Origin of the sequence: Kitasatospora sp. NPDC088264, assembly GCF_040685715.1 — a bacterium.
Lineage (GTDB): Bacteria > Actinomycetota > Actinomycetes > Streptomycetales > Streptomycetaceae > Kitasatospora.
In genome coordinates this window covers 17,995-36,316 of record NZ_JBFBIR010000018.1, presented here as the reverse complement: position 1 = coordinate 36,316, position 18,322 = coordinate 17,995, and the positions used below count along the sequence as shown (strand labels likewise).

The 18,322-nt window shown below is 70.1% G+C and carries 15 protein-coding genes and 2 pseudogenes; 9 read left to right on the top strand and 8 right to left on the bottom strand.

What is annotated here, in order from left to right:
- Positions 1 to 115: 115 nt before the first annotated feature.
- The 3 genes and pseudogenes from AB0O82_RS16765 to AB0O82_RS16755 all read left to right on the top strand — a co-directional run bounded on the left by AB0O82_RS16765 (position 116) and on the right by AB0O82_RS16755 (position 2,019).
- Positions 116 to 727: a TetR/AcrR family transcriptional regulator gene (locus tag AB0O82_RS16765; protein ID WP_363584277.1), complete on the top strand. Its 612-nt coding sequence runs from the start codon at positions 116 to 118 to the stop codon at positions 725 to 727.
- 133 nt (positions 728 to 860) lie between these two features.
- Positions 861 to 1,256 (top strand): hypothetical protein, encoded by a 396-nt coding sequence (locus AB0O82_RS16760; RefSeq protein WP_363584275.1) that lies wholly within the window; start codon positions 861 to 863, stop codon positions 1,254 to 1,256.
- A 244-nt stretch (positions 1,257 to 1,500) separates the two neighbouring features.
- Positions 1,501 to 2,019: pseudogene (locus AB0O82_RS16755) on the top strand (helix-turn-helix domain-containing protein).
- 260 nt (positions 2,020 to 2,279) lie between these two features.
- Here the strand turns inward: AB0O82_RS16755 and AB0O82_RS16750 are convergent.
- From AB0O82_RS16750 to AB0O82_RS16735, 4 genes and pseudogenes are all read right to left on the bottom strand, one after another.
- Entirely contained in the window at positions 2,280 to 2,783 is a 504-nt protein-coding gene (locus AB0O82_RS16750; protein WP_363584273.1) for an SMI1/KNR4 family protein, read from the bottom strand.
- A 1,076-nt stretch (positions 2,784 to 3,859) separates the two neighbouring features.
- A pseudogene (locus AB0O82_RS16745) lies at positions 3,860 to 4,147 on the bottom strand (IS5/IS1182 family transposase); the annotation flags it as partial.
- 739 nt (positions 4,148 to 4,886) lie between these two features.
- Positions 4,887 to 5,168 (bottom strand): hypothetical protein, encoded by a 282-nt coding sequence (locus AB0O82_RS16740; protein WP_363584271.1) that lies wholly within the window; start codon positions 5,166 to 5,168, stop codon positions 4,887 to 4,889.
- 849 nt (positions 5,169 to 6,017) lie between these two features.
- The gene (locus tag AB0O82_RS16735) at positions 6,018 to 6,335 is read right to left on the bottom strand and encodes a hypothetical protein (protein ID WP_363584269.1); all 318 of its coding nucleotides are present in this window, start codon (positions 6,333 to 6,335) and stop codon (positions 6,018 to 6,020) included.
- A 770-nt stretch (positions 6,336 to 7,105) separates the two neighbouring features.
- Between AB0O82_RS16735 and AB0O82_RS16730 the strand changes: the two genes are divergently transcribed.
- Together AB0O82_RS16730 and AB0O82_RS16725 are read left to right on the top strand one after the other, a co-directional pair.
- Positions 7,106 to 8,611 (top strand): hypothetical protein, encoded by a 1,506-nt coding sequence (locus tag AB0O82_RS16730; RefSeq protein ID WP_363584267.1) that lies wholly within the window; start codon positions 7,106 to 7,108, stop codon positions 8,609 to 8,611.
- 239 nt (positions 8,612 to 8,850) lie between these two features.
- A complete protein-coding gene (locus AB0O82_RS16725; RefSeq protein ID WP_363584265.1) occupies positions 8,851 to 9,384 on the top strand; it encodes a hypothetical protein in 534 nt (177 codons plus the stop codon).
- 66 nt (positions 9,385 to 9,450) lie between these two features.
- Here the strand turns inward: AB0O82_RS16725 and AB0O82_RS16720 are convergent, their stop codons facing one another.
- From AB0O82_RS16720 to AB0O82_RS16710, 3 genes are read right to left on the bottom strand one after another with little or no spacing between them, the layout of a single operon-like run.
- Positions 9,451 to 9,855, bottom strand: coding sequence for a DUF6009 family protein (locus AB0O82_RS16720; RefSeq protein ID WP_063352543.1), 405 nt, complete (start codon positions 9,853 to 9,855; stop codon positions 9,451 to 9,453).
- On the bottom strand, positions 9,852 to 11,456 hold the full coding sequence (locus AB0O82_RS16715) for a phage/plasmid primase, P4 family (protein WP_363584263.1): 1,605 nt from the start codon (positions 11,454 to 11,456) through the stop codon (positions 9,852 to 9,854). The genes AB0O82_RS16720 and AB0O82_RS16715 overlap by 4 nt, the downstream gene beginning before the upstream one ends.
- Complete coding sequence (locus AB0O82_RS16710; protein ID WP_363584261.1) at positions 11,453 to 12,538, bottom strand: bifunctional DNA primase/polymerase; 1,086 nt, start codon at positions 12,536 to 12,538, stop codon at positions 11,453 to 11,455. Before AB0O82_RS16710 ends, AB0O82_RS16715 begins: the two co-directional genes overlap by 4 nt.
- A 997-nt stretch (positions 12,539 to 13,535) precedes the next feature.
- Here AB0O82_RS16710 and AB0O82_RS16705 point away from each other — a divergent pair.
- The 3 genes from AB0O82_RS16705 to AB0O82_RS16695 all read left to right on the top strand — a co-directional run bounded on the left by AB0O82_RS16705 (position 13,536) and on the right by AB0O82_RS16695 (position 15,368).
- Positions 13,536 to 13,778: a toxin-antitoxin system HicB family antitoxin gene (locus AB0O82_RS16705; RefSeq protein ID WP_363584259.1), complete on the top strand. Its 243-nt coding sequence runs from the start codon at positions 13,536 to 13,538 to the stop codon at positions 13,776 to 13,778.
- Complete coding sequence (locus tag AB0O82_RS16700) at positions 13,775 to 14,146, top strand: fic family toxin-antitoxin system, toxin component (protein ID WP_363584257.1); 372 nt, start codon at positions 13,775 to 13,777, stop codon at positions 14,144 to 14,146. Before AB0O82_RS16705 ends, AB0O82_RS16700 begins: the two co-directional genes overlap by 4 nt.
- A 214-nt stretch (positions 14,147 to 14,360) precedes the next feature.
- A complete protein-coding gene (locus tag AB0O82_RS16695; protein WP_363584255.1) occupies positions 14,361 to 15,368 on the top strand; it encodes an ankyrin repeat domain-containing protein in 1,008 nt (335 codons plus the stop codon).
- A 283-nt stretch (positions 15,369 to 15,651) separates the two neighbouring features.
- On the opposite strand, the gene AB0O82_RS16690 is transcribed toward AB0O82_RS16695, so the two are convergent.
- Entirely contained in the window at positions 15,652 to 17,238 is a 1,587-nt protein-coding gene (locus AB0O82_RS16690) for a bifunctional 3-(3-hydroxy-phenyl)propionate/3-hydroxycinnamic acid hydroxylase (protein ID WP_363584253.1), read from the bottom strand.
- Between the two features lie 130 nt (positions 17,239 to 17,368).
- Here AB0O82_RS16690 and AB0O82_RS16685 point away from each other — a divergent pair, with 130 nt between their 5' ends.
- Positions 17,369 to 18,289, top strand: coding sequence for a LysR family transcriptional regulator (locus tag AB0O82_RS16685; RefSeq protein ID WP_363584251.1), 921 nt, complete (start codon positions 17,369 to 17,371; stop codon positions 18,287 to 18,289).
- Positions 18,290 to 18,322: the final 33 nt, after the last annotated feature.

Genomic DNA, 18,322 nt, shown 5'->3' with positions numbered 1-18,322 from the left:
TGCACGCTAGCCATCTTGGACTGATCAGTCAAAGATGACTGACCGATCGGTCCAAGATGCGGGTAGGCTCGTCGCGACGACGTGGGACAGCGGAGAAGCAGGAGAGGTGCACACCGTGTCCGGCCGGAAGCAGTTCGACATCAACGCGGCACTGGACCAGGCCATGCAGGTGTTCTGGCAGCGCGGGTACGCCGACGCCTCACTCGATGCCCTCGGTTCGGCCACCGGCCTGGGCCGCGGCTCCCTCTACGGCGCCTTCGGCAACAAGGACGCCCTGTTCGGCCAGTGCCTCGACCGCTACGCGTCGATCTACGGCACGCAGTACGAGCAGGCGCTCGCGGCGCACCCCGGTGATCCGGTGCGCGCGGTCGAGGCGTTCTTCGGCGTCGTCCTGGGCCGCATCGCCGACCCGTCGGTCCCCTCCGGGTGCCTCATCGCCCAGTCCGCCGCGCAGTCGCCGACGCTCAAGGAGGAGAACGGCGCACAGGTGCGCGGCCTGCTCGACGTACAGCGTCAACGGGTACGCACGGCCCTGGCGGACTCCTCGGCCGACATCCGGACGCTCGACGAGCTCGCCGTATTCGTCGTCGCCGTCAACCAGTCGCTGGCCGTACTGAGCCGGGCCGGCACCTCCGACGCCGAGCTGCGCTCCGTGGCCCGGCTCGCCTGCACAACGGTGGCCGACACCCTCGCCCGGGCAGTGCCCGAGGACCTCACCCGCGACTGACGAGCGCGCAGGACGAATGCAACAGCCACCCCGCCATCGACTTCCCGACGCTACGACGGCCCGGGCACGGACCGGACCGCAGGCAAGCACGACGTCGAACTGACCGAGCTCTACCGGGCATTGGAGAAGCACCATGCACCCCTGCGCAACGCCTGAGGCCCGGACGAGGCAGGCGGTGTGGGCGGCGTGGGCGGCCCCGGTGCTGGTCAACGTCGCGCTGGGGTTCGCCGCCATGGTCCCGCTGATGTTCACGCTGGTGTTCTTCCTCAACTACCCGCTGGTCTGGCTCGGGCTCGGGCAGCGCGAACCCACCGAGAACGACGGCCCGATGGTGTGGGTGGTGGCCGGCGTCGTCGTCTGGACGGTCTTCGGCCTGCTGTGGTGGCTGGTCAACCTCGGGCTCCGCAAGCTGGCCGGCCTACGGGGCCGCCGTTACTGGTGGGTGAGTGCCGGACTGCTCCTGGTGCCCACGCTCGTCTTCTCACCGTTGCCCGCCGGCCCCTGGACCGTGCTGCGCTGGCTGGCCTGACCGAGCCGTCCCCGGCCCCTCCCCCAACCGCACCGGTACCCGTGCCCGTACCCGGGCCCGTGCCGCAGCCGACGGCCCGTAACACCCGGACGTCCGCTGGCAGCCGATAGCGGACACCGTCGATGACAGCGGCGCGATCTGAACCAAGCCGGTGCCCTGCACCACCCCCCGCCCCCGTCCGCGTCGGCCGGATCGAGAGCGTCCGGATCCAGGCCGCGCGGCGCTTCCACTACGACATCGCCGCATGCTCTACCGGCTGCTGTACGCCGCGGGCGCCGCGACCGCCTCCAGCTCGCCGAACAGGTCGACGCGGCCCCGTCGTTGGTCAGCTACCACCTGCGCAAGCTGGCCGAGCACGGCTTCGTGTCCGAGGCGAGCGGCCGCAGTGCGGACGGCCGCGAGCCGTGGTGGCAGATGGCTTCCGAGGAGGGCTGGGGCTTTGGGGACTCGGACTTCGCGGGCACGCCCGAGGGGGCCGCCGCAGTCGGCGCGGTCACCCGCGGCATCGTCGAGACCCGGACCTCCCCGTACCGCGCGTACCTGGACCAGGGCGCCGCCTGGGGCAAGGTGTGGACGGACTCCACGTTCAGCTCCGAGTGGGATGATCGACCCGACCCCGGCCGAACTCGCCGAGCTGAACGGCGAACTCGAGGCGCTGGGACGACGCTGGCGGAAGCGCGGCAAGGCCGCCAAGGCAGACGGCGACACCGAGGGCCGCGAGCACGTGTCCGTGCACCTCTACGGCTTCCCCTTCCGCCCCTGACGCCACTGTCGTGTCGCGCCCGATGCCCAGACACCCGCAACTGGCCGTCACGGCGGGCCTCGTGCGAGATGTGATGACACACCGCATCGGGGCTCTTCAACCAGATCATGGGCAACACCGAAGACCAGCCTGCCCAGTTCAGGTGTTGCGTCCCCGATGCCCGAACAGGACTCCCGCAAAGGGCTTGCCACTCAACCGAGTTCCGCTCTTTCGGTGAGATCTATCATTCAACTACCTTGACACAAAAGCGAATTGGCGACTTAGCCGGCTCGACGTGGTCGCGGCCACCGTGGTGCAGCATCGCCTGGGCGACGGCATGGAGCCAGGGTGGCCAGGCTCGGCCAGCCGGCGGAGTAGGCCGAGCCGTCATGGGCAGCCCTCCCGAGGTGGTTGTGCCACAGGCCGGGCCCGGCGTCGATGAAGTGCTCGTCGCCGTAACGGCCGGCGAACGGGGCCCACCGCGCTCCCCACCACGGGGCGTCCCGCTGGTCCGGATCATCGGCGTCCCAGATCCTCATCCGCATGGTGCGGATCTCGACGATCCTTTCCGTGGAGTACAGGGGGCCGCGCGGAAGGACAGCGAGGTAGGCGTCGTCTCCGCCATGGCACAGCAGCGACTCGCACAGATCAGCGGGGATCTCGAACCCGAGCCGCTCCTCGGTGCGCCCGACGGCTTCGGGCGATGCGGGCGGGTGACGCTCGGCCAGGCTGGCCGATGCGTTCTTCGCCGGCCAGACGTCAATGAGGTTCCAGGGCTCGGTCACCGAATCCCAGAGTCTCATGCCACCACGGCGGGCGGGAGTCATCCCCGCGCACCGGGCTCCCCTCCCCGCGAGGCGCCCAGCTCTGGTGGACGACGCTCCGCTACGCCCCCAGGCCACGTCCCGCCCTCTCCCCCACATCCGGAACTTCGGGTCGATCACCCGACACGTCGCGAAGGCTCGACCGTCGACGTGGCTCACCTCGGCCACCGAATCCGAACCGCCTCATCTCTTATTCATACGAACTAAATACCGAAGGGCCCGGCCGCTGCGGGAAGGCTACGGGGGGACGTGCCCAGCACCACGTCATCCGAAAACAGCGCCGTACCGAGATTTGTTTATTACTGGTCTTCCGATGTCTTTTGTGTTCAGTCCCTTGAACGTGAAGTGGCCTGCGACGTGCAAATCGCCTCTGACCGCTGAGGAGTCGGCTCCCGAGGCCTCGAAGAAGCCACTCGCGCTCACACCCACGCCGGACGGGTGCCGAACATCGCACCCGCTTCTCCTTCCGCCGGAAGCTCGTCCCCGGCTCCGCCACCTCCTGGCCGGCCAGCTCGACCTCAGGCGTACCGCAGCTCGCTGCGGCCGCTTGGCAAGTTGGACCTTCACCCGCCGCTCCCCTTCCCCTCCGGTCCTCTGCCTCATGGTCGGCCCGGGTTCGTGGCAGCGCCGAGGTACCGACCGTCGGCGCCACCGCCAGACTGACCGCGGCTGCGGCCGCCGTCGGAAAGCCCGTCACGAGACATCGCTTCAGCGACTACGACGATGACGAGCACTACTTCGTCGAGGAGCTGACCTTCGCCGATGCGGATGCGATCCTCGCCATGCTGAGGGCGCTGTGCCCGCGGCCAGCTGACGGGGCTGCCTGCCGATGCAGATACGGAGCCTGGCGTACCGGCTCGTGCCTCTGCCACGACCGGGCGAGCCGGCACTGATGCGGGAAGGCGGTACAGAACCTGTGGCTGCACGGCCCGGATTGGGACGACGTCGAGACGAACCTGACCGGACGAGGCGGCGCCCGGGAATCGAACCGACCCACGACCTGGGCCGCAGTCGGATCGAGGACGCCGAGCCGATTTGACCGCGCGCTCGACCTCGTTCCGACGCTTGTACATCTTCATGTCGGAGCCCGCAGGCCGGCCTCCTCGGCTGACTCGTCGCCGACGGTTGGCCCGCTGATCCTTCTCCTCCGGGACGGTGTGCTTGAATCTGGCGCCTTCGCAGGTAACGACAGTTGCGGCGGAAGCCGTACGCCCTTGGCGCCGCCAAGGCAGTCCGAGGTGTGCGCGAACGACCACACCGGAGCCCTTGACCCCGATGCGTTGGAGGACCGACATCAGCTGTGGCATGCCGCCCCACTGGCCGGGTCCTCTCCGAGGTATGAGCCGTACGGTCGAGATCGGGAGGTGGCGGTCCTGCCCCGGTGAGCACTTTCGGGGGGCCATCGGTCCGGTCGGATACGAGCTGCTGGTTCGATCGTGAAAGCAGAGGCGCCGTAAAGCAGGTCAAGCGGCGGACGTAGTGATGGCGAACTCGACGCCGCTGTGGATGTCCAGAGCATCGCTTTGGCCGATGGCGCATCGGATTTTCCGCGGAAAATTCAGAGTCCCTCGACGAAGCCCACGGATCGGCCGTCCCCTGCATCGTCCGTTGCTGGCATCGTCCATTGCCGTTGCCGTGGGCACGATGGATGTCCGTCGAGAACTCTGACCGGCCTCCGCGGAGAAGCTCGGAGAGAGCCAACCCGGACGGCATGGGTCAGTGGTACGGAAGCCCCTTGAATGAGCCGGAACCCGAGTCCGAGCCGTGGCTGTGCAGCGCGTGAGCGTGCGCTTGCCAGTCGGCTGGTCCGGATGCTGATGCTGCTCCCCCATCGAAGCCCTCGCATTTTCTGCGGAAAATTCCTCGACTGAGCGGTAGACAGATCGGGCTCCGCGATCGCTGTGTCCCGGTTCCCAGCAATCGGCCCACCCTCGCGACACAGGAATTGCCGACGGCTTCGACTCCCCTGCGGCCTCCTACGGGGGAGCGCCTATCACGACAAGTGGGGGTCCTCTCCCCCACTGAGGCACGCTGTGAAAGTGATCAAGCCGATCGCCTGATACGTCACAACCCCTGGATGGCTTCGCCCAAGTCGGAACCGTAGGCGGCCCAACAGATGACCGAGCCGTCGAAGTCGAGCTCGCCCATGTACCAGTCGTCGTCCGCTCGTACGAGACACAGGCCGTGGAAGGCCAGGATGACGTCGGGCCGGAGTGAGACGTAGTCCGCGCGGCCGTGCTCCTCCACCACGACCAGTCGTTCGAGGGTGAGCAGGGCGGCTTCAGGATCCCCTGATGCGGAACACACTCGCTCGATCGTCCAGCCGTCCGGCAGTCCATCGTTCACCGCCACATGATCGCAGCGGGTGGCGTTTCGCAGCTACTCGTATGAGGCGGCGATCACCACGGTTGCCTCGTAGCGGACAGCCGACTCGTGGTACCCCGTCGCCACCGCACGCGGTGTTGCTTGAGCGCGGTAATCATCCTCGTCGGACCTGGGCGACGTCCGTCGCCGGCGCCGAGCTTCGTTCGGCTACAGATCCGGTAGGTCTCCTCCAGGATGGTGCGACGGATGCCGCGCCTACACAGGTAGGCGCGGTTCGCCCGGGAGCCACAGAGCCTGTCGACGCGGGCCGTGACAGGACGCGTACGCGGTCATCCGTCACCGAGGCGAAGACCAACAGCGGCTTTGCCCCTGCCCGACCGCCGACGAATTTTCTGCGGAAAATCGCCGGGCCGCGCCCCCTGGCCCCGGACGCAGTCGTGCTGTCCGGAGCTCACCGCGCGACGACTACCCATCTGCTTATGCCGGTCGCAGGAGCGCCCACCGCACCGGTTCTGGTAGGCGACGCCGATGGACACTGCCACGATGACGAACATTCATCGTGGGCCACACCCATCCAGTCCGAGGTAGACGCGCCGTTTCCTCCATGCTGGATCAGCCACCTCAACGGCTCCCCCACATAAAACTGAGCTCCCGTCACAACCGCAGGCCAATGATGCGGCTCCGCTGGCCCGCCCCCACGGTCCGGCCGGGCAAGCCCACAGGGTCGTTCGCCAGCCGGCCGAGTGCCGCTCTCTTCGGATCGCGGTGGACCAGGAAGCCAGGCTGCTGAACCGAGTCGCGAAATTTTCCGCAGAAAATTCGGGGGCCTCAAGGGAACACCGGGACGGCTCGGGGGATTGATCGGCTCCCCTAGATGACGTCACACGCCGTCCGGACCCGCTCCAACGGCGTGCGTTCGCCATGCTGTGCCAGCGGCAGATCGCGCGAATCCATGAGCCCGATGCCAGCCAGCGCACACAGCTGCACTGCCGACCATCCCCCGGCGCGGCAAGAAGTGGCAGACGCTGCTGCCCCATAGCTGTCCTGCGCGTGGAGAATTTTCTGCGGAAAATCGCTCAGCCGCGGTCCCTTGGCCGGGACACCATTGTGCCCGTGCCGAACACAGGAGCGCCCACCGCACTGGTTCTGGTAGGCGACGACGGCGGGCGCTGCCAGGATGACGACCATCCATCCTCAACCACGCCCGTCCAGGTCGGGACAGAATCCCGCTTCCTCCCCCCCGCCAAACCGACAGCTTCGACAGCTCCCCCACCCACCGCTGAGCCCCACCACAACCGCAAGCCGATGCTGGAGCCCTCAGCCGGAATGGACCGACGCGTTCTGCCCGAGCTCGCCCGCAGGATCGTTCGCCAGTCGGCTGAGTGACGATCCCTTCAGACCGCCATGGACCAGACAGCCGGAGTGCTGAACCACGCCGCGAAATTTTCCGCAGAAAATTCGATGGCCCTCAGAAAGCACACCGGGACGGCCCGCCGGTTGCTCAGCTGACATACCGCCTGCGCCGGTAGCAAGCGACGGCACAGCGCGGCCCGAACCGGGGGAGGATCGCGGGGGAGTCGCGGAGAACCCGGCTCACCGCGAGCCCCCGCCTCGCCCGCGACGTCGAGAACGACCGCCCCAGGCCGTGTCAGTCGACCTGATCCACTGCGGCCCAAGCACGACCGAAGGTCCGCCAGCGGGCCGCCGCTTCCGCAGCGCCCAGTCCGAAGGCGCAGAATTTTCTGCGGAAAATTCAGAGGGATAGCTGAGCCAGCGGGGGAGCGGCAGCCCGATCCAGATGACGCGTCGGCCCCACTCGCTCACTGCCTCCTGAATTTTCCGCAGAAAATTCAGGAGGCAGCAAATGGTCGATCAAAGTCGGCAGCTTCGGTTCGGTGGGCCGTCAGGTTCGACGAACCCTGTCGACGCGGCGTCGTATCCACTGCCACGATGTCCCGATGTCCTCCTCTCTTCTCGCGGAACCGTGGCTGCGAGGCGTCGCGGCCAACCGGGCTGCGCCGTCCGAGGTTCTGCTGCGTCTACTGGCCCCGCAGGGGCGCGTTGCCTGGACGGCCCTCTGCCAGGAACGCGCTCTTCCCCCCGAGGTCGTCGAGGCGGTGCTCGCACACCCTGAGCAGACGGTCCGCCGCGCCTTCGCCCGCAACCGGCACGCCGTTCCCGAACAGCGCGGCCGACTGGTCGACGACCCCGATGCCTTCGTCCGCGCAAGCCTTGCCGCAGGTCCGCGCCCACGTCTGAACAGGGCCGAGCCGCTGCCCGACGACGTCCTGGAAATCCTGCTGACCACCCGCGACGAACACCGCCGGGAGCAGTTGCTCAGCGCGGACGAGATCCGGCAGGAGCTGGCGTTCTCCGGGCAGATCCGTGCATCGTTCCGCCGTAGGATGCTCGACCACCCGAACCCCGTGCTTCGGGCCCAGGCCGCCAGCCTGTGGCTGTGGCTGACTCCCGGCCAGCGCGACGCGCTCCTGGCCGACCCGGATCCCACCGTCTCGGAGACCGCCCGTGACCGCCGCCGGATCCTGGACCCGGCGGCGATGGAAGCGGAGCTGCCGGAACGCGCCTGTCACTCCCGGAATCTTCTGCTCATCAGCTACGCCGTCTCCCACGCCGTGGCCGAGCAGTGCCTCGCCGAACGGCGCGACCTGTGGTCGCTTGCCCGCAACCCCCATACGCCCGGCGACATCGTCGCCCGCCTCGCCCACGACCCCGATCCGGACGTGCGCAAGCAGGTGGCCGCCAGAGCCGACCTGGACCCGCCGCTCCTGACGGAACTGGCCCAGGACCCGGACAGCGCCGTACGGGCCCGGGCCCTGCTGCACCCGTTGCCGCGGACCTGGCCGCAGCGCGCCGCCATCGACCGGGTCTTCGGGCACGCCGTCGAGGACATCGGCGCTGTCGGCGAGATGTTCGTCGAGCCGGGGACGAGCTGGTACGAGGCGTGCGCCGCGTCTGCGGATCCTCGGCTGCGCCGAGTCGCCGCGACCTGCCCCCTGCTGTCGGCGGAGCTGGTGCACCGTCTGGCCGAGGACCCCGACGCGGACGTGCGCCACCTGCTGTCCTTCAACCACCCGCTGGCACCGCCCGCACTCGTTCTCGACGCCTTCATCGCCGCACCGCGCCAGCGGCCCTATCTGCTCACGCTGCCCCGCCTGCCCCGCACCGGCCTGGACCACCTGCTCGACCACGACGACCCGGACGTCCGCGCCCTGGCCGCCTCCGACGCCGGCCTGGACCAGCTGCCCGTCCATCTGCTCGCCGACCCCGAACCCCGCGTCCGTCAAGCCGCGGCAGCCAATCCGCGCCTTCCTCTCGACCTGCTCTCGGCTCTGCTGAACGATCCGGAGCACGCGGAAGGAGCCGCAGCCAACCCGAACCTGGCAGCTGACCGCCTCCACGAGTTGCTCGACCTCTGCGGACTGCCCGGAGCCGCAACCCGGTGAGGCCCCGACGGCCGCGAGGTTTCAGCGGCCGCTCCCGATGCCCAGGAGACGGAGCAACAGCATCGCGGCAGCGTCCGAACTACGTGCCGTCGCCTTGACGAACGTGTGGTCGTCGAACGAACTGGCGTGCCCGTGGCCAAGTCCGTAGCCGGAGGCGACGGCCCGGGAGCGCCCGGTTAGGCTGAAGCGGCACGTCAACGGCCGTGGGAGGCCGGGGACGGTCCTGAACGAGGGGGAGCATGAGCGAGCTCGACGACCTGCGGATGCGCCTGGCGGCACTGGAGACGGAGGTCGACCGGCTTCGGAAGGAGTCCGCCGCGTCGCGCACGGGGGCGGCGATGGCCGGCCGGGGCGGTGCGAAGGCAGCGAGAGCCGCGAAGGCGCGTACGTCGCCGCGCGGCCGCGCCCAGGGGGAGGACGAGACCGGCACGGGGGAGAGGCCGGGGGAGAGGGAGGCCGAGCCCGGTCAGGCGATGACCTGCCTCGCCGAGGCACTCGGTGTCCTGGGCGCCGGACGGGTCCGCCAGGTCGAAGTCCCGCAGACCCAAGTCCTCCGGGCCCGAGTCCTCCAGAGCGAAACCCTACGGATCCAAACGCTGCAAGCCGAAAAGCCCCGGGCCGAAGACCCGCAGACCGAGGTTCCGCAGGCCCTCACCCCAGCCCTGGAACACCCGGACCGCACGCCCCCGCAGCACGGCCGGTTCCTGGACAGCCTCCTGGCGGGGCAGTCGGCCCTCTTCGAGGAGAAGCGCCGCCCGGACGCCGAGCCGTAACCGCCGGACGAAAAGCAGCCGTCTGAGCAGAACGGCGTGGGTGCGAGTGCACCCACGCCGATACGGTCACGCCTTCGGAAGCGTTATCCCCAGTTCGAGCATCGCCGGCGAGGCCGGGCCGCCCTCGGAGCGCTCGGTCTTGTACCCCTTGACGCCGGGGGCGACGGTGCGCGGGTCGACGGCCTCGGAGGGGGCGCCGGTGGAGTAGAGGCCCTCGGGGTCCTGGTCGCGGTCGTGCGGCAGGAGCCAGAAGACGCGGCGGCGGAAGGTGCCGGAGGCCCGGGAGGACCTGGCGTCGGGACCGAGGATGGCATAGCCGACCATGCGGCCGTCGCGGTGGTAGGCGGGGCGGCCGCGGCGGGTGGTGAGGCGGTCCAGGGACTGGCGCACGTAGTCGAGGTCGGTGGTGTCCTCAAGCCAGACGAGATCGGTTTCGTGGGCGAGCTCGGCCGGGTCGATCAGCGCGCTCACGCGTTCTGCTCCTCTGTGTCGTCGGTGATCAGGCCGATGCCCGGGTAGTACTTGCGACTGTTGGACAGGACCATCTCCTTGGGGGAGGTCATACCCAGTGTCTCGCGAACTCGTGCAGCGAACGCACGACCGGATACGGGATTGGCGCCTTCGAATCCGCACCAGCGGGTGTACGCGCCGAAGAGCTGGGACTGTTCGGCGCGCATGCCCTCGCCTGTGATGCAGGCCTCCTTGAGGAAGCGGCCCACGTGATCCTCGGTCTCGGCGTAGGCGGTGGTGGCGACCTGGACGCGCTGGGGGCCGGCGAGGTCCTTCTCGCCGGCGAAGTAGCGGCGGGCGCCGTCGATGAGCCAGGCGAGGATGCCGGGGCCCTCCTCGGCGACGAGGACGTGGGCCAGGTTGTCGATCTTACGTTCCTCGGGGACGACCCGTTCGAACGGGATCAGGCGCATGCGGCGCCAGAAGGCGAAGCCGCCGGTGCCGACCTCGGGGCGGTGGTTGCCGAGCAGCCAGAGCTTGTGGGTCGGTTCGAAGGAGAAGAAGTCCTGGCGCATCCGGCGGGCCTTGATCTTGTCGCCGCCGGTGAGGAGCTTCACCCGGGCCTCGTCGAAGCGGTCGCCGGGCTTGAGCTCGGAGCAGACGATGATGCGTCGGCCGTGGAGTTCGGCGAGGTCGGTGGGGTGCCCATCGAAGGTCTTGGCCATCAGGAAGCCGGGCGGGGCGGCGTCCGCGTAGTCGCCGAGGAGCTGGATCATGACGTCCAGCAGGACGCTCTTGCCGTTCTTGCCCTGGCCGTAGAGGAACGGCATGACCTGGGCGCCGACATCGCCGCTGATCGAGTAGCCGAGCAGCAGGTGGAGGAAGTCGCGGGTCTGCCGGCCTTCCTTGTCGTCGCCGAAGGTGTCGGTGAGGAAGCGGTCCCAGCGCGGGGTCCGCATCCGGGCGGGGGCCAGGGTGGTGGAGCGGGAGTGGTGGTGGACCTTCGGGTCGGGCGGGACGATGGCGCCGGTGCGCAGGTCGACCACGCCGCCGGGGGTGCACAGGGCGTAGGCGTCGGCGTCCAGGAGAGCGGCGTTGAGGACCATGCCCGGAGCGGACTTCGCCTGGGCGAGCATGGCGTTCATGCCCGAGGTGGAGAGGGCCCGGCGGCGGTGCCGACGCAGATCGGTGTTGGTGTAGACGCCGCGGGAGTCGTGGGTGGCGATGCTCTCGGCCATCTCGCCGGCGGCCCACAGGACGGTGTCGTCCTCGTCGAGCTGCCAGCGGTGCGCCGCCCAGCGATACCAGCCGAGGCCGGGGACGTGGCGGTAGTCGCCTCCGTAGAGGTGGACGAAGAGCTTGGCGTTGCCCCGGTCGGACAGCGAGTCGGGCAGGAGACCGTGCGCGCTCGCCTCCGGCCCCGCCGGGGCCTGCTTGCTCTCCTGAACAGGCTCGGGGGCCGGCGCAGGTTCGGCGGACGGGGTGTCGAGAAGGCTCTCCTGGACGGGGGTGCCGTGCCAGGGGGGCGGGGAGGCTGGGCCGGGGACCGGCGGGTACTCCAGGATCTGCTGGGCCGTGGCCACGGGATCGAAGACCGTCCTCTTGCGGGTGCTGTCGTTCATCCGCGTGCCTTCCCGACGTGCAGGGGCTGTCGGGCGCCGGCGGCGAGGCCGGAGCGGATGACGGCGGAGCTTTGCCTGTCCTGGCTGGGGCGGGCGGTGCGGGCCGCGTCCAGCAGGAGCCGCTCGGCGGCGGTGTGGGTCAGGTGACCGGCGGAGACCAGGCCTCCCATCGTGTAGGCGGCGCGGTTGAGTTTGCCGGTGAAACCGGCCCCCTCGGGGGTGGTGGCGCAGTCGGTGACGTCCTGGAGGACGGTGTCGAGGACTCGCTCGGCCCCGCGCTTGCCGCCGCCTGCCGCGACGACGGCCGCGCGGCCGCGGTCGGGGACGGACGGCTGGGAGGGGCGCGGGGTACTGGGCTGGTCCTTGAGGTGGCCGGTGCGGACGAGTTCGTCGCTGAGCCACTGGGGCAGGGGCGCGGGGGTCCTTGCCCCGGGGAGCGCGGTGTAGGTACCGGCGGTGGTCACGGTGCCGGGGGCGACGATGTATCCGCCGTGGGCGCGCACGTCGACCTGCCAGGCCAGGGCCCGGCCGTTGGAGGAGCCGGTGGAGCAGGCGAACCTGCGGGGGGAGTCCTCCTGGTACCAGATGTGCAGCCCACCGGAGGGGGTGCGCACGCGCAGGGTCTCCGTGTCCGTCGCAGGGTCAGGAGCCTGGCGCAGGGCCGCGAGCAGAGCGAGGGTGTGGTAGCCGTTCTCGAGGCCGTCGAGGTTGACGTTCTCGTGGATCGGAATCCCGGGCAGGATCCGGTCCCGGGCGGGGACGGTGCTGGGGTGGCTGTCGACGTCGATGACGACGAGACCCGCCGGGCCACAGGCGACCCCGGTACCGAAGTCCGGGTTGACGCGCCACCAAGCGGTGAGGACGTCCTGGTCGAGAGTGGCCGCGTGGAAGCCGTGGCACCAGCGACCGGCCGCAGGGCACGGGCAGTCGGCGGGACTGTGAGCCGGCTCCTGGCAGGGTTGGCAGTTGGCAGGCGGGGTCTTGCGACCTGGTGCGAGCGGGTGGACGGGCCAACCCTGGACGGCGCACCAGCGCGCGACGGCCAGCGCATCCGGCTGGCGAAACGCTCGGTCGCTCCCCACGGCCTTAGGCGCCGTCACGCTGGTCCCTCTCCCCATGGTTGGTAGCTGCTCGGACTTGAGTCGCTCGTTCAGTCGCTGAGGGCAAATAGCCAGGTCAGGGCACTGGTGGGCGCCGGATCAGCGACTGAAGCGACCGAAGTCCAGAAGATAGCTCACACAGACTATCCGAGCGAGGACGTGGGGACGCGAACTGCCGGAGTCTGCGGCGAAACTCAGCTACCGAAACCCGGGTCAGCGACCGACCCCGTTCAGTCGCTGGTTTCGGTCTCCCGGCATTTTCGCAGGTCAAAGCCGCTTTTAACAGCAAACAGCGACTGAAGCGACTGTAGCCCGGGTCTATAACGCGCACACGCACAGGGGAATGTCTTCATATACCTGACCTTGAGTCGCTTCGGTCGCTGACGGGGTGGGTGAACCTGCCCTGACCTGGGGTTTTTCCCAGCGACTGAACCCCAGCGACTGAAAGCGACTGAGTCTCTCGGGCACTGGTCCCCGGCGTGTCGCCGGACCAGGTTCTCGTGGAAGTCCCCAACTTGGGTCGCTTGGGTCGCTTCAGTAGCTCCGCCGCAGGGCCGGGAGAGTCGCTTCGATGCTGTGACCTGGGACTATGTCCGCAGGAGCGATCAGTGCCTGAACACCTCCAGCACCGAGTCGCTGAGTCGCTTGGGTCGCCCCTGCCCTCCGAGGACAGTGCCGTTGCCCTGCTGTCCCGGTACGCACGGCCTGTTTGTGGCACCGGATCCGGTTCGGTCGCTGGGGGCCTGAGCCGGCGGAGGGCCCGTAGCCCCAGGATGTGACCCGGCAGGGCAGCTACTGAAGCGACCCAAGCGACCGAGTTCCCGACTTGGTGGAGAAAGCAACGGGCCCGCGGTTCCGTCGGCGGACGGCCGAGTTCGTTGCTGAGGACGTGCTTGGAGTCCGCCGGGGCGGTCCGTGTTGCCCGACACGCCGTCCTCAGACTTGTAGCGGGGTGTACGCCGAACTACGATTCGCCGGTATGAAGCAGCTGAACGTGCGACTGGACGACGCCGTGCACGAGGCGCTGGAGCAGCGGGCGGAGGCCGCCGGGCTGAGCCTGACGGACTATGCGCGCAAGGTGCTGGCCGAGGAGGCGGACGAGCGGCGCGAACGGTTCCTGACAGCCGCGGCGCACTTCGCGCCGACGTGGGCGCCGACGTTCGAGGCCGAGTTCGGGCCCTACCCGCAGAGCACCCGTGGCGCCGCGGCGGACGCCGCGTGATCCTCCAGATAGACCGGGCGTGGCTGCTTGACATCGCCCACCAGTTCCTGCCCGCCGATCCGGACGTCACCGACTACGGCACCCTGGCCGCCGCGGTCGCCCGCCACCTCGACGAGGTCATGGACGTGCCGGTGTACGGCGAGGTGCACCAGCGGGCCGCGGCCCTCATGCACCAGCTGATCCGCGTCCCGGCCCTGGAGTTCGCCAACGAGCACTTCGCCGCTGTCGTGACCGCCTCCTACCTCAGCGCCTCCGGGGTCATCGTCACCGCGGAGCCCAAGCAGGCCGCCGACCTGGCCGCCCGCATCCGCGCCGGGGACGCGGACGTCCGCGAGACGGCGGACGCCGTCCGCACCTGGTACCGCTGACCCCGGTCGACGACCGGTCAGCCGGCATCTGGAAGGCGCCGGGCTCCCGGCACGGTCCTGCGGTCCGCGTTTCCGGAGCACGACGGTCGGGCAGCCGGGGGAGCCCCGCGGCGCTGTCCGGTGACGAGTGGCGGTCATCGAGGGCACGGCCCCAGCAGCTACCGAAGGCACCGGACAGCGACTGTCAGACCGGCATGCAATCGTGTGTGGACGGGTGGCGCTCGCGGAGGGCCAGGCCGCGCTGACGACGAACGAACGGGGGGCCGCGATGACGGGCTGGGACGGTGTGACCTGGAACAGCTGGCGGGACCACGACGACATCCGTGCGCGGCTCGACGCAGGAGCCGACCCGGACGTGTGGGGCGGGGGTCTCCGCCCCCTGCACCAGGCCGCGGGGTTCGGCTCGTCCGAGGTGGTGGCCGAACTGACGCGCCGGGTGTCGGACGTGGACGCGCTGGAGAACGGGACGACGGCCCTGTGGGAGGCCGTCATGGAGAACCGGCCGGACAACGCCCGGGCCCTCGTGGCCGCAGGCGCCGACCCGTGGCGGCCCCAGCTCGGAGGCTGGTCGCCCGGCCGCATAGCTCTGGCCGGGCCAGTCCCCGATCTGTTCCCCGTGCCGGACGGACAAGCCGGCCTGACAGCGACCGAGCAGGCCACCGTCCAGCGCGGGCGGCAACTCGTCCAGGGCCTGGGCCGTTTCCCCTTCGAGGGCACCGGCCTCGCCTGCGTCGCCGCCATCGACGCCGCCGAAGCGGTCCGTCGGCTGGACGCGACTCCGTTGGACGAGGAGTTCATGGAGGACTTCCTCGACGACCCGAACGAGTACGACATGGACGAGGGCCTGCTCATCGCCGGTGTCACGACCGTGCCCGGTGGATGCGTCGTCACCCAGCCCTGGGGCTACACGCCGTCCACCCCGGGAGCGATGGCCCGGCTGACCGCCGGCACGGTCGGCTACGGCCTGTACGCCAACCCCAAGAGCGGCAACCAGGGCAGCATCGTCCGCGACGGCACCGTCGAAGCCTGGGACCTCCACCCCGGTGGCGCCCCCCTCCCGAACCACACCCCGGACGAGGTCCTGACCGGTTACCTCTACCACCACCACGCCGTCGCCCAGGCCTGCGCCTTCGCGGGCCTGCGCCCCGCCGACGCCCGCGCCGTCACCGGCCCCGCCGACAGCTGGATACGGCTGCCCGACGTCGACTACTGGGAGCGGTGAGGGCACTGACCCGTCCGTAGGCCCGGGCTGGGCTGGGCGGGTGGCGTCCGAGGGCCCACCGGTGTGGTGACAAGCCGTGGCGGTAGGCGGTGGCGGGAGGCTGGTGCCCCGTTGGCGGACGAGGAGAGCCTGTGAGTGGGCGCAGCCCTGGCGGTGACGACGACGCGTTGGCTGCCGGTGTACGCGCTGGGGGCGGCCCTGCTGGTAGGCGCGGGTTCGTGGGCTTGGGCGCGGTTCCGGGCGCGGAGCACGGCGTTGGGGGTCGGCTGAGCCGGTTCCGGGCTCAGGCGCCGGGGGTGAGGAGGGCCAGTAGCTGGTTCGCCACCGCGTCCGCGTCCGGCCCGGCCGCGTAGACGTAGTTGTCGGGGCGCACGGCGGCAGCGGCGGCGCCGAGGTCGGACAGCCAGCGACGGTGGGTGCCGTCCGGGTCGGCGACGACGGCTCCGGCGGCAGCGCCTGTGGGGGTGGGGCCGAAGCCGACGACAGTGACGCCCAGGTCGCTGAGCCGGGCCAGGTTCAGCCGGGGGAGGGCCTGTTCGGCGACCAGCAGCCGGAAGCCTCCGCCGACGATGTCGTCGAGCAGGCCCGTCCGTCGGCCGTCGCTCACCCGGCCCTGGACGGACAGTCGGCCTCCGCCGGAGGCGAACAGGCCGGGGCCGAGGTCGGGCAGCCGGATCCGGTCCGGCTCCCGGAGCGCGCGTCGGTGGGCCATCAGCGTGCGGTCGCGCTCGCGGGCGAGCACCGGGTCCCGCAGGGTGTGCTGGCGGCCGAGTTCCATGCTCGTGGCCGTCACGCCGCGCACATGCGGCTCCCGCTCGCTCTGGTAGGTGTCGAGCACCTCGGCGCCCCGGATGCCGCGCAGCACGAGATCCATCTTGAAGGCGGTGTTGAGTGCGTCCCGTATCCCCGAGCAGAGGCCTTGCCCCAGAAAGGGCGGCATCTGGTGTGCGGCGTCTCCCGCGAGCAGGACCCGGCCGTCCCGCCAGCGCCTCGCGACCAGCGACTGGAAGGTGTAGGTGGCAGTACGGGCGATGTCGGCGTCGTCGCGGGACAGGTAGCGGCCCACGCGGGACCACACGCCGTCCGCCGCACGTTCCCGCCCGAAGTCGTCGTCATCGTCGAGCAGGAAGCAGAACCGCTGCCGTTCGGCACCGGTGGTGATGACGGTGGTCGGTCCCTCGGGATCGCCGATCTGCAGCATCGACGGCAGCCCCAGGTCGGCCGCGGGGCGCCGGAGGGCGAAGTCGCAGACCAGCCAGGGTTCGGAGAAGCCGAGGTCGTCCTGTTCGATGCCGAGGGCGTTCCGCACGAAGCTGTTCCCGCCGTCGCAGCCGATCACGTAGCGTGCCGCGAGGGTCGCACCGTCCGACGTGTTCAGGGTGACCTGGTCACGGTCCTGGGACAGGCCGGTGACCGTCGTGCCGAAACGGAGGTCGACGTTCGGCAGCGAGGTGCACAACGAGTGCAGCGCCGTCTCCAGGTCGGGCTGGTGGAACTGGTAGAGGTCGGCCCAACCGCTGGCGCCGACGTTGCGGAACACCTGTCGGATGAGGAGGTCACCCGCTCCGTTGCGCCACTCGTACGCGTCCTGTGTGCGCAGGGTGGGCGCCAGTTCGTCGACGAGTCCGAGCCCTTGGAGCGCGCGCATGATCTCGCCGTCGAAGCTGGCGGCCCGCGGGAGGCCGTACAGGCCGGGGTAGCGTTCGAGCACCACGACCGAGTGCCCGGCCTTGCCCAGCAGGGCCGCGAGCGTCATGCCGACCGGCCCGCAGCCGACTACGGCGATTTCGGCGGCTTCGGCGGCTTCGGTGAATGCGGTGACTTCGGTAGGGGACGGCGTCCGGTTCTCAGGGTGCCTGTCGTTCGGCATGTCCGCAGCTCCTCAGGGGTGGGACGGAGGGTGTGGTGGCCACGACGTCAGTCTCGAACGCTCCTGACGCGATGTCTAATGCATGCTTTGCACAGGGAGTTTGCGTCAGACGCAAACGAAGGGGGCGTCCGTGGCCGACCAGTTGGACCTCAACCTCTTGCGCGTGTTCGACGCGTTGATGGACACCGGCAGCGTGTCCGCGGCCGCGATGCGTCTTCATCTGTCCATTCCGGCCACCAGCAGGGCCCTGGGCCGGCTGCGACGGGCGATGAACGACCAGATCCTGGTGCGCGCCGGCCGGGGCCTCGTACCCACCCCGTTCGCCCAGCGGTCGGCCGCCAGGGTCAAGGCGCTGCTGGAGGCCGCGGCCGAACTCCGGGTGGACGCAGCGGGAAGCGACCCGCGATCGTGGCGGCGTACCTTCGCCATCCGGGTCAACGACGGACTCAGCCCCGTCCTCGCGCCCCGCCTCACCCACCGGATCGCCGCCGAGGCACCCGAGGTCCGCCTGCGGTTCGTCGCCCAGGACTCCAAGGAACCCGATCGGCTACGCGACGGCTCGCTCGACCTCGACATCGGCGTCGCCGACCCGCCCCCTCCGGACGTGCGCGCGCGAACGCTGTTCTCCGACCACTTCGTCGCCGTGGTGGCGGCACACTCCGATCTGGGAAAGGCCGCACGGCTGACGGTGGACGACCTGTGCGCCCACCCGCACATCTCCGCCTCCCGCCGGGGCCTCGCGCACGGGCCGCTGGACGAGGCCTTGCACCGCCTGGGCCGCTCCCGCCGCGTCGTCGCGGTGGTGCCCTCCTTCGCCGTGGCAGCCTTGATGGCGCTGGAGGGAGACGTCATCTGCCTCGGCCCCCGGGTGGTGGTGGAGCACCTCGTCGAGCGACAGGTGCCCCTCCGGTGGCACAAGGTGCCACTGGAAATGCCGGCGGCTGACATCGAACTGCGCTGGCACCGCCGACTCGACGACGATCCCGCGTCCCGGTGGCTCCGCCGCCACGTGCTGGAAGCCGTCGGACCGCTCGCCGCCACGCTGCGCTGAACCGGACGTGAGAACCGCCGGGACCCCCCGTCA